The sequence below is a fragment of the Bacillus sp. AM1(2019) genome, assembly GCF_009906915.1.
GTDB classification, from domain to species: Bacteria; Bacillota; Bacilli; order Bacillales; family Bacillaceae; genus Bacillus; species Bacillus velezensis.
Map to the genome: position 1 here is coordinate 2721908 of NZ_CP047644.1, position 15826 is coordinate 2737733.

20 protein-coding genes and 2 pseudogenes are annotated in these 15826 nt (G+C 45.6%); 4 read left to right on the forward strand and 18 right to left on the reverse strand.

Going from position 1 to position 15826, the window contains the following annotated elements:
* Positions 1-42: 42 nt before the first annotated feature.
* The 3 genes from GNE05_RS13360 to gpr form a co-directional block, all read right to left on the reverse strand.
* Complete coding sequence (locus GNE05_RS13360; protein WP_007408270.1) at positions 43-381, reverse strand: YqxA family protein; 339 nt, start codon at positions 379-381, stop codon at positions 43-45.
* Between the two features lie 16 nt (positions 382-397).
* Positions 398-1591, reverse strand: a complete 1194-nt coding sequence (spoIIP, locus tag GNE05_RS13365) for a stage II sporulation protein P (RefSeq protein ID WP_007612673.1) — start codon at positions 1589-1591, stop codon at positions 398-400.
* A gap of 67 nt (positions 1592-1658) precedes the next feature.
* Positions 1659-2765, reverse strand: a complete 1107-nt coding sequence (gene gpr, locus GNE05_RS13370) for a GPR endopeptidase (protein WP_159354392.1) — start codon at positions 2763-2765, stop codon at positions 1659-1661.
* Between the two features lie 202 nt (positions 2766-2967).
* Here gpr and rpsT point away from each other — a divergent pair, with 202 nt between their 5' ends.
* Complete coding sequence (rpsT, locus tag GNE05_RS13375) at positions 2968-3234, forward strand: 30S ribosomal protein S20 (RefSeq protein ID WP_003152876.1); 267 nt, start codon at positions 2968-2970, stop codon at positions 3232-3234.
* 16 nt (positions 3235-3250) lie between these two features.
* Here the strand turns inward: rpsT and holA are convergent.
* Together holA and GNE05_RS13385 are read right to left on the reverse strand one after the other, a co-directional pair.
* Positions 3251-4292: pseudogene (gene holA, locus GNE05_RS13380) on the reverse strand (DNA polymerase III subunit delta).
* Between the two features lie 39 nt (positions 4293-4331).
* Positions 4332-4483, reverse strand: a pseudogene (locus GNE05_RS13385) (hypothetical protein).
* 40 nt (positions 4484-4523) lie between these two features.
* Between GNE05_RS13385 and GNE05_RS13390 the strand changes: the two are divergent.
* A complete protein-coding gene (locus GNE05_RS13390; protein ID WP_003152870.1) occupies positions 4524-4658 on the forward strand; it encodes a YqzM family protein in 135 nt (44 codons plus the stop codon).
* An 18-nt stretch (positions 4659-4676) separates the two neighbouring features.
* Here GNE05_RS13390 and GNE05_RS13395 read toward each other — a convergent pair whose 3' ends face one another.
* From GNE05_RS13395 to GNE05_RS13405, 3 genes are all read right to left on the reverse strand, one after another.
* A complete protein-coding gene (locus GNE05_RS13395) occupies positions 4677-7028 on the reverse strand; it encodes a DNA internalization-related competence protein ComEC/Rec2 (RefSeq protein WP_160182881.1) in 2352 nt (783 codons plus the stop codon).
* Positions 7029-7598, reverse strand: a complete 570-nt coding sequence (locus GNE05_RS13400; RefSeq protein ID WP_003152868.1) for a ComE operon protein 2 — start codon at positions 7596-7598, stop codon at positions 7029-7031.
* Positions 7599-7664: 66 nt separating this feature from the next.
* A complete protein-coding gene (locus GNE05_RS13405; protein ID WP_025285016.1) occupies positions 7665-8279 on the reverse strand; it encodes a helix-hairpin-helix domain-containing protein in 615 nt (204 codons plus the stop codon).
* Positions 8280-8337: 58 nt separating this feature from the next.
* On the opposite strand from GNE05_RS13405, the gene comER reads away from it, so the two are divergent.
* Positions 8338-9159 carry a late competence protein ComER gene (gene comER / locus GNE05_RS13410; protein WP_012118027.1) on the forward strand — a complete coding sequence of 274 codons (822 nt, stop codon included), beginning with the start codon at positions 8338-8340 and terminating at the stop codon, positions 9157-9159.
* A 68-nt stretch (positions 9160-9227) separates the two neighbouring features.
* Here the strand turns inward: comER and GNE05_RS13415 are convergent, their stop codons facing one another.
* Genes GNE05_RS13415 through GNE05_RS13450 form a run of 8 tightly spaced genes read right to left on the reverse strand, consistent with a single transcriptional unit; the run spans position 9228 to position 14233 of the window.
* Complete coding sequence (locus tag GNE05_RS13415; protein ID WP_015417856.1) at positions 9228-9965, reverse strand: class I SAM-dependent DNA methyltransferase; 738 nt, start codon at positions 9963-9965, stop codon at positions 9228-9230.
* Positions 9962-10318 carry a ribosome silencing factor gene (gene rsfS / locus GNE05_RS13420; protein WP_007408260.1) on the reverse strand — a complete coding sequence of 119 codons (357 nt, stop codon included), beginning with the start codon at positions 10316-10318 and terminating at the stop codon, positions 9962-9964. The genes GNE05_RS13415 and rsfS overlap by 4 nt, the downstream gene beginning before the upstream one ends.
* A 17-nt stretch (positions 10319-10335) precedes the next feature.
* Complete coding sequence (gene yqeK, locus GNE05_RS13425; RefSeq protein WP_014418422.1) at positions 10336-10896, reverse strand: bis(5'-nucleosyl)-tetraphosphatase (symmetrical) YqeK; 561 nt, start codon at positions 10894-10896, stop codon at positions 10336-10338.
* Positions 10886-11455, reverse strand: a complete 570-nt coding sequence (locus GNE05_RS13430) for a nicotinate-nucleotide adenylyltransferase (RefSeq protein WP_160182882.1) — start codon at positions 11453-11455, stop codon at positions 10886-10888. The genes yqeK and GNE05_RS13430 overlap by 11 nt, the downstream gene beginning before the upstream one ends.
* Before the next feature lie 10 nt (positions 11456-11465).
* Positions 11466-11756 carry a ribosome assembly RNA-binding protein YhbY gene (yhbY, locus tag GNE05_RS13435; RefSeq protein ID WP_003152858.1) on the reverse strand — a complete coding sequence of 97 codons (291 nt, stop codon included), beginning with the start codon at positions 11754-11756 and terminating at the stop codon, positions 11466-11468.
* Positions 11750-12592, reverse strand: coding sequence for a shikimate dehydrogenase (gene aroE / locus GNE05_RS13440; protein ID WP_160182883.1), 843 nt, complete (start codon positions 12590-12592; stop codon positions 11750-11752). Before aroE ends, yhbY begins: the two co-directional genes overlap by 7 nt.
* A gap of 19 nt (positions 12593-12611) precedes the next feature.
* Positions 12612-13712, reverse strand: a complete 1101-nt coding sequence (gene yqeH, locus GNE05_RS13445) for a ribosome biogenesis GTPase YqeH (RefSeq protein WP_160182884.1) — start codon at positions 13710-13712, stop codon at positions 12612-12614.
* 2 nt (positions 13713-13714) lie between these two features.
* Positions 13715-14233 (reverse strand): YqeG family HAD IIIA-type phosphatase, encoded by a 519-nt coding sequence (locus GNE05_RS13450; protein WP_007408254.1) that lies wholly within the window; start codon positions 14231-14233, stop codon positions 13715-13717.
* A 357-nt stretch (positions 14234-14590) separates the two neighbouring features.
* On the opposite strand from GNE05_RS13450, the gene GNE05_RS13455 reads away from it, so the two are divergent.
* The gene (locus GNE05_RS13455; protein WP_014418425.1) at positions 14591-14731 is read left to right on the forward strand and encodes a sporulation histidine kinase inhibitor Sda; all 141 of its coding nucleotides are present in this window, start codon (positions 14591-14593) and stop codon (positions 14729-14731) included.
* Between the two features lie 132 nt (positions 14732-14863).
* Here the strand turns inward: GNE05_RS13455 and GNE05_RS21410 are convergent, their stop codons facing one another.
* The gene (locus GNE05_RS21410) at positions 14864-14998 is read right to left on the reverse strand and encodes a hypothetical protein (protein WP_014721534.1); all 135 of its coding nucleotides are present in this window, start codon (positions 14996-14998) and stop codon (positions 14864-14866) included.
* Positions 14999-15073: 75 nt separating this feature from the next.
* A complete protein-coding gene (locus GNE05_RS13460) occupies positions 15074-15805 on the reverse strand; it encodes an SGNH/GDSL hydrolase family protein (RefSeq protein ID WP_121984408.1) in 732 nt (243 codons plus the stop codon).
* Between the last annotated feature and the right edge of the window lie 21 nt (positions 15806-15826).

Below are 15826 nucleotides of genomic sequence, written 5' to 3' on the forward strand. Positions count from 1 at the left end.
AAGCTTCCTTTAAGGAATCATCCGCTTTTCTCTTCATCAATGCTAACGGTTCAGTTTCGAAACCCACTCATACATCGCCTGCGCCGAGTCCGTCACGGTATTTGAAAGGGTTTCTCCGGCTTTTGAAAACAGGTTGAAGGTTTCCGCCTGTTCCAGCTGTTTTTGTTTTTCTTCCAGATCTTTCGCCGTAACGGTTTGTCCCAAAATGGAAGCTTCTTTTTCCTGTCCTTCTCCGCCGCCGAGCGTGAATGCTCCTTTTAAGGAGGGATCTTTGTATCCTTTCATATCAAGCATTCCGCTGTTTGCCTGCTGCATGCCGAACAAAACGCCGAAAAACATGACAATGGCGATCAGCAGGCATTTGCCGGTAAAACGGATCATTTGAATCACCTGATTTCTATTGTTTTTTCTTCTCTCCTGATTGCGAGCTGACCTTTTCTGCATCCCAGTACAGTTCGCTGAACACATCGGCCACGGCATCTGATGCGCGCCTCAGTTCTTCAAGATTGTTATCCACGCCCCCGAATTCCAGCAGAAGTGACCGATCGTTTAAATCTTGGTTGTATACTCCATTATCTCCCGGAGAGCCTTTTGATAAAACACCGACGCTTAAGCCGGGGTATTTTTTCTCCATCAGCTTATGAAGTTCACTTGCGAGTTTATAGTTTTCTTCAAAATTAGCGCTTTTTTTGCCGACGACGATGGCGACTCTGGCATAGCTTTTTCCTTTAATGTCGGCTGTCGTATTTTTCTTGCGGCGGGAATCCCGGTGAATGTCTATGGTATATTGCAGGTTTTTATTTTTGGCGAGCGCGCTTTTTACGACCGGCCTTGATTCGTCGTAGCTTCGCGCATAATTTAAGCCATCTTTGTTCAGGCGGGCCTGAATGTCGGTTTTATCTACGGTCGCTCCTACACCTTGCGCTTCAAGCGCTTTTCCGAACATATCTCCGACAAGCGTGACATTGGCCTTCGAATGGCGGGCGTTATCCGGATTTGTTTCCCCTTTTAACAGAGGGAGATAGGATTCGGTATTGTGAGTGTGATAAATAAAGACGACTTTTTTGCTGCCTGTTGAATGTTTCGGCGGCGCCGTTTCTTCTTTTTTCGTTTTGTTTTCGATTTCTGCCAGGTTCACTTCTTTTTCTTTTTCCATCACCTTTGACGGCGGCGGAGATTCAGCCGGCATATTCGTATAATCCGTCCCCTGCCCCGCCAGAAGGATCTCCGTATCGTATTGGGCAAATCCCGGCAGCTCACGTCCCAAGAAACTCCGCGGGTCTTCCATATTAATGCTTGTCGCCAGTTTTAAGGAAAGCCGGGACAGCTGAAAAGAGTCTTTTTCAGGAAGCTCTGAGGCGAAATAATGATTTTCCATGCCGAGGAGGTGTGCAAACGCGTCACCCGGAAGTTCTCCGGCAATTCCGTGAAGAGAATCCGAAGAAAGCCTCAGTTCAGGGCGAAGCGATGTGAGCACACCCGATAATACGAAAATAACGATAAGGCTTGTCATAAACAAAAACATGCCCTTGAGCGCATTTCCACCGTTTACTGCAACGACAATTTGACGGTTTCTGCGTTTTTTTCTCATGATTTGAATCCCTCCAGCGCTTGTCTAGTAATTACTCTATGAACAAGCTAGAGGAGGTAGAACCATTTTAATGATTATAAGAACCTTTGTTATCTTGTGACACTTTTTCATGAAGGGCGGTGTTTAACCCGTTTGCAAGTACATTCGCCATATCATCAATAAAGGTGTCAATCTCCTTCGGCGTGACCATCAGATTATGGCCGAGCGGAGAAAGCACTTCGTGAATCAGCTGGCGTTTTTCGTTTTCGTCCAGCGTGCCGACAATACCGAGAAAGGATTGGCGTTCTTTTTCTCCGGGAAGGTCTTCGTCTGTCAGCACCTTCTTTTTGCCGAAGTTCATTCCGGCGGGCACCAGAGATCTTGACGGGCTGTCATCTTTCATCTCTCTGCCGAAATGTTTTAAAATATAATCCACCGTATCGCTTGCGATCGTAACCGCATCAACGACAGTCGGTACCCCGATTGCGATGACGGGGATGCTGAGCGTCTCCTTGCTTAATTCTTTTCTCTTATTGCCGACGCCTGATCCCGGGTGAATGCCCGTATCAGAAAATTGGATGGTCGTGTTCACCCTTTCAACGGCTCTTGCCGCAAGAGCGTCTACCGCGATCACAAAATCCGGCTTTGATTCTTTGATCACACCTTGAATAATATCGCTCGTTTCAATTCCCGTTAATCCCATCACACCGGGAGCAAGCGCGCTGACCGGCCTGTACCCTTCCTGCACATTTTCCGGCTGAAGCCTGAACAAATGCCTTGTCACGAGAAGGTTTTCGGTCACGAGAGGGCCGAGCGCATCCGGCGTCACATTCCAGTTGCCCAGACCGACGATCAAACAGCTTGCATCCTTTGGAATCTTTAATGCCGACAGATAGGCGGAAAATTCCTCGGCAAACACTTCCGTTACTTTTTCCTGCATCTCAGAGTCGTGTTCCCGAACCCCTTGAGCCTCGATCGTGACATAGCGTCCCTGCTTTTTCCCCGATAGCTCGGCGCCTTCTTTGGTAATATCGACGGTTCTGACTTTAATGCCGCCCTTGTCGCGTTCTTTTTCAATAAACCCGTTTATTTCTTTTTTCTGACCGGCTTGTCCGTCTTTTACCGCCTGTTTCGTTTCTACCGCTAAATCCGTCCGTATCAGAAATTGATTGACATCCAGTTCGTTGTTTTTCACAGGGAAGACCTCCTTCAATCATCGTGGTACATAGTGTGGCCATTTACAAAACGAATCATGCGAATTTACCCATCAACGAAAAATACTTTACATTTATATTGCAATCTAAAGTTCTGTTTGATAGAATACAATTTGTTCTATTGTGAAGAAGATTTAACCTTAAGACACTGTGCTACAGGTTGTATCTTAGGAGGTGAAACACATGCCAAACATTAAATCAGCGATTAAACGTACAAAAACAAACAACGAACGCCGCGCTCATAACGCGACAATCAAATCTGCTATGCGTACTGCAATCAAACAAGTTGAAGCTTCTGTTGCTAACAACGAAGCGGATAAAGCGAAAACTGCTCTTTCTGAAGCAGCGAAACGCATTGATAAAGCAGTGAAAACAGGTCTTGTACACAAAAATGCCGCAGCTCGATACAAATCTAGACTTGCGAAACAAGTGAACGGACTTTCTGCATAATACAAAAACGATCCCTTTAACGGGGATCGTTTTTTTCATTCAGTCCGGAGAAGCTCAAGGAGAAAGAGCTCCAGCAAGAGCTGCTTGTCCTTTTTCCCCGTTTTCATTTCATAATCCATCACTGCAAGTCTTTCTATAATACGCCGCAGCTCTTCTTCAGAAAAAAGCCTCGCCTGATCCATCGCCAGCTTTACCCGGAAGGGGTGCACCTTTAAGTTGGAAGCGATTTGCTTTTGGCCGTATCCTTGTCCTGCAAAATACTTCGTCTGCATAATCAGACGGAATTGGTTGGCGATCAGCGCCATAATTTTGATCGGTTCTTCGTTTTGTTTTAAAAGATCATAAAATATTTGAAGACTTTCCGTCCGTTTTCGGTTCACGATTTTGTTGATCAGCTCAAAAATATTCTGCTCCAAACTTCTTGCGACGAGCTCCCGGACATCTTCAAGTGTGATCTCATGTCTGTCACCGGTGTAGGCGGAGAGTTTTTGTATTTCCTGATATATGGAAGACAGATGGCCGTTTGCAAGCAGAACCAAATGCTCGGCAGCTTCTGTATCGATCATTTTATTTTCGGATTTCGCCAGATTAATCGTAAAATCAGTCGTCTCCTTTGCATTCAGCTCCTTAGCTTCAATCATAAGGGCTTTTTGCTTCAGCGCTTTCGTCAGCTTTTTCCGTTCGTCCAGCTTCTCATACGGAGCCACAATCACAAAGACCGTGTAAGGTGCAGGCTCCTTCAGATAAGTCTCCAGAGCGGCTGTATTATGCTCTATTTTTTCTTTCTTTTTTTCCCCTGTTAAAAAAGACGGATTTTTTACGATGACCAGCCGCTTCTCTCCCATAAACGGAAACGTTTCCGCATCGGTTATGGCCTGGTCAAGCGGATCCTCTTCAAGATCAAAAACAGACAGGTTAAAATCCTTTGTCTCCTCATCAACGACAGCTTGTCTGATCCGGCTGACAGTTTCTTGGAGCAGATACGTTTCTTTTCCGTATAAGCAATAAACGGAGCGGACATCCCCTTTTTTCAGGGCTTTCCAAACATCAAATACCATGATCGTATGACTTCCTCTCTTTCTTGATCCCCTTCTATCCTAAATTGAGTTCGGCAAATAGTAAAGAGGAAGCTTTAAGGACAGCTTCCTCATTTATAATAAACGCCTGATTCACAAGCTCCCGGGTCTGCTTGTAAAAAGGCGATAATCACAAGAACAGAAAACGTTACCATCACTTCTAGATTTTTCAAAACAATTCCAGTATACTTAGGGAAGTCAGGAGGGATGAAATTGAATGATTTTGAAAAAAACGTTCAAAGCAAACGAAATGATGCTGTTGACTCAGCTGTCGGTTTTGTCGTGTCCTTCGGATTTTTCGCCTTTTTGTTCGTGATGGCAACAGCCATCCATCTTATCGGCTCTTAGCCGCATTCCGGGCTGCTGTCAATCGGCAGTCTTTTTTACTTCTTGCGCCCTGGTTTCTTCTATATCATATGGAGGGAAGACGGAAAACGTTCCGGCGCCTTTTTTAAATCTGTATTGAATCGTTCCGCTGATATCGGTGCGAAGCACATTTACAGAGTACGCCTTCAAACGATCCAGCACTTCTTCATGCGGATGATGGTATCGATTCTCTTTTCCTGCTGAAATCAGCGCTGCTTCCGGCTGAAGCTGTTTCAAAAAGGCTTCACTCGTAGAGCTTTTGCTGCCGTGATGACCCGCCTTCAATATATCAGCCTTCAGATTCGGATACGTTTTCAGCACTTCCGTTTCGCCGTCCGATTCTAAATCTCCCGTCAAAAGCCAGCTCACTCCGCCTAAAACCGTCCAAAGCACCAGTGACGAATCATTTTTACTCCTTCCGTCAGACGACTCCGGAGACAGCACCTGAAACTGAAGATCCCCGGCTGTAATGGTGTCGCCCCGCTTTGCTTCGGCAACGGGAATGTTGTTTTCTTTCGCCATATTTAATATGTTCTGATCTTTCGGTTCTTTTACGAATCCTACGGGGACAATTAACCGTTTGACTCTATGATTTTTGATTAACACTCCGGCTTCCCCGATGTGATCTTGATCCGCATGGGTTAAAATCAGTGCATCCAGCTTTTTCACCCCTTTTCCGTTTAAAAATGGAATCAAAACCTTCTCGCCGATAGAATACGGGTGGCGTTTTTCTTTCCATGATTCTCCGGGATAAGCAATCACTCCCCCTGTATCAACCATTACGGTCCCTTTGCGGTGCGGCGCGCTTATAAACAGTGAGTCTCCCTGCCCGATATCAAGCATATCCGCTTCTCCCCATGGACTGAAATACGGACGGCATATTAAATAAGCCAAAACCGCGCAGAAAAAAAGAGCCGATTTCCTGAGTTTTAAAAAACCTCCCTTTTCCAAAGCCGCAAAAAGCGTAAAAACGGAAACCGCAAGCAGAAGAAGGGAAAGAAAGTCAGGCTTTGACACAATCATAGTAAATAAATCAACGGATGCCGCATATGTAATGAAATCATGCACAGGCTTCATCACAAGGTCAAACATACCAAACAAACATTCTCCCATCTGCCTTGAGAGTAAAAGAAGAAGGAAACCGATGACAGAAACCGGAATGACAAATAACGTATAAAATGGCACCATCACCATATTCATCGGAAAACTGACAAGTGAAATCTGCTGAAAATGATAGAGAAGAAACGGAAGTGAGCTGAGCTCTGCAATGAATGAGGCCATCGCAAGCCCGGCAAGTCTGCTTTTCCCTGCTTTCTTTAAAATGGAGGATGACAGAATTAAAGAGGCGCTTACCGCAAAGGAAAGCTGGAAGCCCGCCTGCCAAAGGAAGTAAGGATTAAACAGCAGGAGCAGCAGATAAGACAGGGACAATGCAGCAGAGGAATGAATGCCGCGTTTAACAAGAGTTCCGGCGATATAAAATCCCAGCATGAGGGATGCGCGCAATACGGATGGGGCGGCACCGCTCAGCAGCGTATACACCGGCAAAAACAGCAGCAGCAAAATTCCCGCCTTTTCTCTTGTCAGCCCGATTCTGATCAGAGCATAAAATAATCCCGCCGTAATAAGACCGACATGCATTCCGGAAATCGCCATTAAATGAACGACTCCCAAATTTTGATATGCACTCAGTATATCGTCCTCTATAGAAAATCTTTCACCTAAGGTCAGCGCTTCAACAATTCCGGCGGAAGATTCAGGCACGTGATTCCGAATGATCGAAATCAAATTTTTTCTGATGTTCAGCAGTTTAAACAGCGGCTGTTTGGATTTTTCACACTGCTCAATGGAAGTCACGGAAAATAACCAGTGAATCTGCTGAGAGTAAAGATATTCCTTATAATCAAAACCTCCGGGAACCGTCGCATGTGCAGGCTGTTCCAGAGAGCCTGTAAATGTGCAGCGCATCCCCGGTTCAAGCTGTTCAATGAGTCTCTTTTCCTCAAGAGACCGGATTTTGTACGAAGCCGCCCATTTTTCCTTGTCATGTGTACGGATAACGGCTGACATTTTCGCTCCGTCAACCTTCGGAATATTAGTGATGACGGCCTGTTCAGTATAACTGCCGGCCTGATAGCGCGTTACATTCGCAGCGTCACAAACCGTATAAAGAAAGAAATAAACACAAAAAGAAACGAGGCAGACGATAACCGGAGCATACTGCTTTGTTTTTACAATAATAAAGAGAAGATACAGAAGAAAAAGGAGCAGAACCCAGAAGACATGAGCGGCGGCAATTCCCGCAGTTGCAGAAACCGCCGCCAGAGGCAGAAGAAGGTATTTATATTTCATTTATACGTAACTGGTAAACAGCTCATTGGCCTGTTCATGAATTTTTTTCAGTTCATCTGCCTTAACCCCCGCATCAGATAATTGCTGAATCAGACCTGCTACAAAAGACAATTTTTCGCGGTTTTTCAGATCGATGATCATTTCATCAAGTTCGACCTGCTCCACCTTGACTCCGGCTTGGCTGAACAGCTCTTTTGCATAAGGCTGTGTTTTGTAATCTTCAGCATAATAAACCGTTTTGATGCCTGCCTGGATAATTGATTTGCAGCATTGAATACAAGGATAATGCGTCACATAAATTTCGGCGCCCTCCGTCGGAACACCGAACTTAGAACATTGCAGAATCGCATTCATCTCTGCATGTATGGTCCGCTGGCAATGATTATCTATTAAAAGGCATCCTTCATCAGCGCAATGGACGCCGCCGGCAATTGAGCCGTTGTATCCGCCGGCAATCATCCGCTTGTCTCTGACTACGGTTGCCCCGACTGACAGTCTCGGACATGTGCTTCTCAGCGCCAGCAAATGGCTTTGCGCCATAAAATATTGATTCCATGAGATTCGTTCCACAAGTGTTCCCTCCAAAAAGTCTTGTTGCTTTTCTAAGTTTACATAGATTTAAGCAAAACCGTCAATTCACTTTACCGTAATGGAAGTTTTTATCCGCTCAAATGACTTTTCTCCAAAGCCTGATACATTCATCAAATCTTCAGCAGTCTGAAACCGTCCGTTTTCTTCTCGGTAGGCGATAATCGCTTCCGCTTTTTTCTGCCCCACCCCGGAAATCGCCTGAAGTTCGTCCAGAGATGCCGTATTGATATTGACAGCTGCATTCTCCTTTTCACCCGCCGCTGTTTTCGGGCGATTCTCCTCTTCGCCTTCACTCGGAATATAAACAATCGTGCCGTCCTGCAGCTGCTCTGCTAAATTAACATTCAATTCATCCGCCTTTTTCTTCAGGCCGCCGGCTTTTTCAATGGCTTGCGTCACTCTGTCTCCCGCTTTCATTTCATACACGCCGGGATTTCGGACCGCGCCTTTCACATCAATCATAATCTTGTCGTCTGCGGTGTCTTTTTTGTCCGCGACGGATGCTGAGGCTGTTTGGCCGAGCACGGACTGCTGTTTGACCGGCTCTTCCTTTTCAGAACGAAACAGCCAAATGCAGATAAAAACCGCCCCTGCTACAAGACAAGCGCCCAGAATTTTCAGGTTCCGCCGCAGCCGCTCCGTCATCATCGCTTTCGTCATATTGCATTGCCTCCCCGCATAAGGTTTAGAGGATTAAGGGAAAAAGGAGGGGAATTCATTGAAAATAGGCTTTATCGGCACCGGAAACATGGGGACGATCCTGATTGAATCGTTTATCGAATCAAACGCTGCCGATCCCTCACATATCACCATCACAAACAGAACAATCGAAAAAGCATTAAAACTAAAAGAACGTTTCAGCGGCATCCATGTCACCGAGGATCAGGAAAAGCTCGTACAGGAAAATGAAATAATATTCATTTGTGTAAAACCGCTGGATATATATCCTTTGCTGAAGAAACTCACACCGCATTTACGGAAAGATCACATTTTAATCTCCATTACCAGTCCCGTTCAGACGGATCAGATTGAACATACGGTTCCGTGTCAGACGGCCCGCGTCATTCCGAGCATTACGAACCGCGCCTTGGCCGGCGTCTCGCTTGTTACGTTCGGCAAAAGCTGCAGCGAGTCTGCAAAAGCGGATATTCAAACGCTGTTCACTCATATCTCAAAACCTGTAGAAATCAGCAGCGGCATTACAAGAGCGGCGTCAGACATTGTCAGCTGCGGGCCCGCTTTTATGAGTTATCTCGTTCAGCGCTTTATTGACGCGGCAGTGGAAGAAACGGACATCACCAAAGAAGAAGCCGTGATTATGTCGACGGAAATGCTTGTCGGTCTCGGAAAGCTTCTGGAAACAGGGCATTACACGCTTCCCGCCTTGCAGGAAAAAGTATGCGTAAAAGGCGGCGTCACCGGAGAAGGACTGAAGGCTCTCGAAAGCGGTGTTCAGGATATGTTCAACCGTGTCTTTCAGCGTACACATGACAAATACGATGAAGATATATCGTTAGTGAAGAAGCAATTTCACGTGTAACTGAGTATGCCATAAAGTGCTTTATCGCGCCAATCGCAAAAAATACATTTTAAAAACCATCGTTCCGTTTAAACGATGGTTTTTGGTTTGCCTGCCGTAAAGAAAAGACGTTCAGACTCTGTTGAAGGAGGCCGGTCTGTAAAGTCAGCCGTCACCTTCTTCAGTTCAAATCCGGTCTCTGCAAGCATTTGTTCATATTCTTCAATGTAAAATGTTTTTTGCTCATGCGTCTCGTCATAACGGTCATAAGATTGTCCGTTCCATACAAAAAAGGACATATCATGGATGACAGAAAGCTCTTCATCGCCGGCAAAGCTTTGCCAGATATAGCTGATCTGCTCATCCTGATCCGCATGGGTGCTGTCCGGAAAAAGCTCCGTCATTTTAAATGGGGAATGGACGTCAAACAGAAGCAGGCCGCCCTCCTTCAAAACTTGAAAAACACTTTTGAAGGTGCTTAAGACATCATTTTTCGTTTTTAAGTAATTTAGGGAATCACAGCAGATGACAACGGCATCAAACTGTTCTTCAAAACCGGAAAGCTCTCTCATATCCTGTTGGAGAAAAAGAATCGGCTTTCCCGTTTTTTTCTGCTGGGCACAGCTCAGCATATCTTCACTCAAATCAATCCCCGTGACTTCGCAGCCTTTTTCAGCAAGCCTGATGGATATTTCTCCGGTTCCGCAGGCAAGATCAAGCACCCTTCCCTTTTCCGGAAGAGACGCTTCGATCCAGCCCGCCCATTCATCATACGGCGCATGTGACATTAACTCGTCATATACGCCGGCGAAGCCTTGGTAAATCATGAGTTCAAGCCGAGTTCAAGCTCTGCGAGCGGTGCGTCGCCCCATAGCTTTTCAAGATTGTAGTAGCTTCTTTCATCTTTATGGAAAACGTGGACAATGACGTCGCCGAGATCAACTAAAATCCAGCGGGCCTCATCAAACCCTTCCATCTTTTTGACATCAATGCCGTTTTCTTCTGCCTGATCTTTAATTTCACGCGCAATTGCCTGAACCTGCTTATCAGAATTCCCGTGGCAGATTAAAAAGTAATCCGCTATAAGTGAGATTCCTTCCATGTCCAGCGCTAAAATATCTTCTGCACGTTTATCGTCGCATGCTTTTGCCGCGATTTTTAATACGGAAGCTTGATTCATTCTTTAAATTCCTCCTGTCAATTTTGAGACACCAGCCAATTATAGGTTGCAAACGTCTCCGGAAAGACCGGCTGGTTTTTTTTCATCAGAAATATCATTGTATTTTTCATTGCTTGTATGAGCGCTTCGTTCAGATCTGTTTCCGCCAGACGGCGCACCTCTTCCACTCCGGGGAAATGGCGTCCGGGTTCAATGTAATCCGCAACGTAAATGACTTTGTCTAAAAGGGTCATTCCGGGACGCCCTGACGTGTGATAGCGGATTGCATCCAAGATCTCAGGATCAGTGATCCCCGCTTCTTTCTCAGCCAAATACGCTCCCACAGGGGCATGCCACAGCTCGGCATTGTAATCCAAGAGCTCAGCCGGCATTTTTTCCCGCACGATGATCTGCTTCATTTCTTCTTTCGGCCGGAATTTCGCATAATCATGAAAAATAGCCGCCATTTCCGCTTTTTTCGGGTCTGCTCCGAACCGGCCTGCGAGAATAACCGCCGTATCTGTCACGCCGATTGTGTGGATGTAGCGATGCTCGGTCAGCTGCTCTTTGACGCAGGCAAGTGCTTCCTCACGATTCATATAAATCATTCTCCTCTATATACTGCCTCACTTTATCCGGCATTAAGTATTGCGTCGGCTTTTTTGCTTTGAGACGTTCTCTCAGCATCGTTGACGAAACGTCAAATTCCGGAACGTCGGCAAAAAGCAGCGGGTACGGGGTCTCAATATGATACCCCGGGCGCCGCACTCCGATAAATTGAATGAGCGTGAGCAGTTCGTCCAGTTTGTACCATTTCGGCAGATATTCAATCATATCCGCCCCGATAATAAAGAAAAGCTTGTCGTTCGGGTGCCGCTCCTTCAGTAAACGGACGGTATCATAGGTATAAGAAGGGCCTTTCCGGTCCATTTCCGCAAGCTCAAGCTTAAAGCCGGAATTAGAGCTGATGGCAAGCTTCAGCATCTCCACCCGGTGCCGGCTGTCTGTAAAGTCTTCATTCTGCTTATGCGGAGGGATTTTATTGGGCATAAACCAAATCTCATCGAGCACCGCCTGATGAAGGACTTCATTAGCCATCAGAAGATGTCCGTTGTGCGGAGGGTCAAATGTGCCCCCGAATATTCCGATTTTCTTCATGTCAACCACCTTACGGAAGCTCGATTTGTTTATTTTCCTTTGATTCCTTATACAGTACGATCGTATTTCCGATCGTCTGCACCAATTGTGAGCGGCTGCCTTTCACAAGGGCTTCTGCGACATCATTTTTATCGTCTTCGCAGTTTTGAAGCACGCTGACTTTAATCAGCTCTCTTGCTTCTAAAGCCTCGGCAATCTGTTTCACCATGTTTTCGTTGACTCCGCCTTTTCCCACTTGAAAAATAGGCGTTAAATGATGCGCTTTTGAACGCAAAAACCGTTTTTGTTTTCCTGTTAACATTGTGTTCCTCCTAGTTTTCCTTCAACAATTGCTCTCATTAAGCCGCTGTCAGGCTCTTGTCCCGTCCACAGCTTGAAAGACAGTGCAGCCTGTTCCACAAACATGCCGACACCGTCAAGGGTTGTTAAACCTCTTTTTTCAGCTTCTTTTAAGAACGCCGTTTGAATCGGGTTGTATACGATATCACAAACGATGGCGCCCGTTTTGGCCCGTTCCAATGAGAGCGGCACGGCATCCGTTTTCGGATACATGCCGACAGATGTTGTATGAATAATGACGTCATATTGTTCAAGCTGATTTTCAGCTTCTTTTAAAGTAAGGGCGCGTTTCTGCTGAAAAGAGGGAGCAGCCGCAATCAGACTTTCTGCTTTTTCCGGCGTGCGGTTGCAAACGTCAAATTGTTTCGGCTCTCTGCGGACGATCGTCGTAAAAATCGCTCTTGCCGCTCCTCCCGCCCCAATCATGAGGATGGAGAGCTCTGATATCGGTTTGTCCAATACTTTGACTAAGGATTTATAAAACCCATCTCCGTCAGTATTATACCCGATGAGCCTGTCTCCCTCTCTTTTGACGGTATTTACGGCCCCGAGTACTTTCGCGCTTTCATGTATTTCATCCAGATGCTCCATGATCGCGACTTTATGCGGAACTGTGACGTTCACTCCGCAGATGCCAAGCGCCTTGATTCCGTTAACGGCGTCCTTGAGATGACGAGGTTCCACCTGAAACGCAAAATACTGCCCGTTGATGTTCTTATCTTGCAAAGCCGCGTTATGAATATCGGGTGACATTGAATGCCCGATCGGATTTCCGATTACTCCGTACAATTGTTTCATGCTCCCTCTCCCCTTCTCTCTATATTAATGAACGGCGGACAAATACGTGTACGCCTTTCGGAGCGTATGCCGTTATTTTTTTATCTGCTTGCTGCACCGTGACCCAGCCGAGTCCGGAAAAAACGATATCCGTCTTTCCTTCTTTAATCGTAAACGTGTGGGCCGTAAGCTCCGGAAATTCATCCAAATGATCTTTTCCGGGCGGGGTAAGCAGTTCTCCCGCATGCTTTTCGTATAAGGCATCAGCATTTTCAAGCTTTGTTCTGTGAATCATCAATTCATTCGGCATATAGCAGACAAACGCCGTTTTATCGCCTGATACATAGTCAAACCGGGCAAGCCCGCCGAAATAAAGCGTTTGTTTTTCATTCAGCTGAAAAGTGCGCGGCTTCAGTTCTTTTTTCGGTGTCAGCACCTTTAAGTCACGCTTGTCCACGTAATGCGCCATCTGGTGATGGTTAATGATTCCCGGCGTATCATAAAGCGCAGATCCGTCATCAAGCGGGATTTCAATCGCATCAAGCGTCGTGCCCGGAAATTGAGAGGTGGTAATAATATTCTCTTCCCCTGAGACCTCTTTAATAATCCGGTTGATAAATGTGGATTTGCCGACATTGGTACAGCCCACCACATACACATCGCGCCCTTCGCGGTAATGTTCAATGGCGTCAATGACTTCCTTCATCCCTTGTCCGCGGGAAGCGCTGATTAAATAGACATCAAGGGGTTTTAAGCCGTATTCTTTCGCTTCGCGTTTCATCCATTGAACGAGGCGTTCCCGTTTTACGGATTTTGGCAGGATATCGGCCTTATTACCGACAAGAATAATCGGATTACCGCCGACAAAGCGGTTCAGCCCGTTTATCCAGCTTCCGTTAAAATCAAAAATATCAACGACTTTGACAATAAGAGAGTCAGTATCGCCGATTGTGTGCAAGATATTTAAAAAGTCATCATCCGTTAATGAAACATCTTGAATTTCATTGTAATTTTTCAGTCTGAAACAGCGCTGGCAGATGACATTCTCTTTCGTGAGCGATGCCTTTGGCGCGTATCCGAGACCTTGTTTATCCTCGGTCTGGATCGCTACTCCGCAGCCGATGCAAACAACCTTTTCCATTTCTAATCCTCCCACTGAATATGGCCTTTACGTTTCAAAGAACTCAATATTCTCCGTTCAATCCGGCGGTTAAAGCGCGTCATGACTCCGTCAGAGGAAGCGACAGGCACGACGAGGATCGTATGATACCCGTTTCTGTTTCCGCCGAGAACATCAGTAAGCAGCTGATCGCCGATGACCACACAGTCTTCTTTTTTCAGATCCATGCTGCTGACGGCTCTTTTAAAGGCGCGTCCCATCGGTTTTCTTGCCTTATAAATAAACGGTATGCCAAGCGGCTCCGAGAATAATTTCACTCTTCGTTCATTATTATTGGAGACGATCGTGACTTTAATGCCGTGCTCCTTCATTTCTTCAAACCACTCGATCAATCGAGGTGTCGCACTCGGTCTGTCCCACTCCACAAGCGTGTTGTCAAGGTCTGTAATAATCCCTTTCACATTGCGTTCTTTGAGCTTTTCCGGTGTGATATGAAATATATTTTTCACAAATTCGTCAGGTAAAAAAAACTTTTTTAACAAAACCCGCACCCTTCCTTTTCTTTCTATCATCTATATGTCGAAACCTGTCAGATTTAAAAACAAAGTCGGACTCAGTAAAAAAATTTCGACAAAAATTGGGTTTCTTCACCAGTTGTGGATAAAATTACACACATTATCCACTCTTATTACATCCGGATTTATCCAGATTATAAACAAGATACTAACAAGTTATCCACTTACGAGTGTGGATAACAGAACGATTGTTCTTATTTGTATTTCATGGTAGATTAAAGATAACCTCACCATGATTGAAACGCAACCTTCCATCATATGCTTGCGTCTGATGATTGATTACAATTGTAAGGAGGTGCCACTCCCATTAATTGGGTCCCCGGCATGAGAAAGCTTTCTGATGAATTACTAATAGAATCTTATTTCAAAGCCACTGAAATGAATTTGAGCCGTGAATTTATCGAGTTAATTGAAAACGAAATCAAAAGAAGATCGCTCGGACACATTATTTCCGTTTCTTCTTAAACAGAAAAAAATTCCCGGGCGAATTTCCTTTTTTTACTCAGATGACTGATATTATATCACTTCGGTTATGCGCATTACTACCACTTTCAACAAAAAACACCCCTAAAATAGAGGTGTTTAAGAGGATGGCTGCTATATATTGAACCAATACAGACCGCCCAGGACGAGAATGACGACGAGCAGCACAACAAAAAATGCGTACCAGTACCCCGCATTCACCCGAGGAGGCGGGCATACAGGATATTGCAGAGGGAAACCGCGGTTCATAGCAATCGCCTCCAAAAAGATGTTTTTTCTACAGCCTATGAAGCAGAAGCAAAACGGTTTAGGCAGCTGACGGCGTCAGCGTTCCAAAACCCGCCCATTTTTTATGCCTTCAATTAAGATTCTGGCGCCTTTTGGCGTCATATGATTTCCGGAGGGATCTATCAGTCCGGATTGGATCAGCGCCCGGTCTGTATCTTTGCCGCCGTCCACGCGTATAAAGTGTTTCCAGTTATCCACCAGCGGCACTTTCAACTCAGCTGCAACCTGCCTCGTAACGCCGTTATAGGAATTATGCCATTTTCTCGCGCCGCCTTTTTCTTTAAAGGCTGAGGCTTTATATCTCGAATAGTAATAGAGATGATGCGTTCCGTTTCCTTCTATAACCGGGATGCACGTCATTAAAATCGGCTTTATGCCGTGATTTTTGCTTTCGTTTATGAAATAAGTCAGGTTTTCTTTAAACCGTTTCTTTGATACCCGCGGCTGATCGCCCGTCAAAATGCCCGCATCATTTGTTCCGAACATGATAAATAAATATTGGGGCTTACGGTCCAGCACGTCGCTTTGAAAGCGCAGGCGCGCATCCTCAGTCGTCTGGCCGCCTATTCCCGCATTTATAACCGTAAGACGGCCGCGTTCCGCTGTTTTTAACATGTTTACCCACTGCTGCGCCTTCGGATAATCACGATAATCCCAGTTGGAACCGCGCGTATTGCTGTCGCCGAACGCGACAACACTTTTCTCTTTGCCCGCAGCGCATCCTGATAACAGACAGATTATCGTAATAAAAAGAACAGCAAACTTCATTTTCTCTCCCCCCAAACCTTA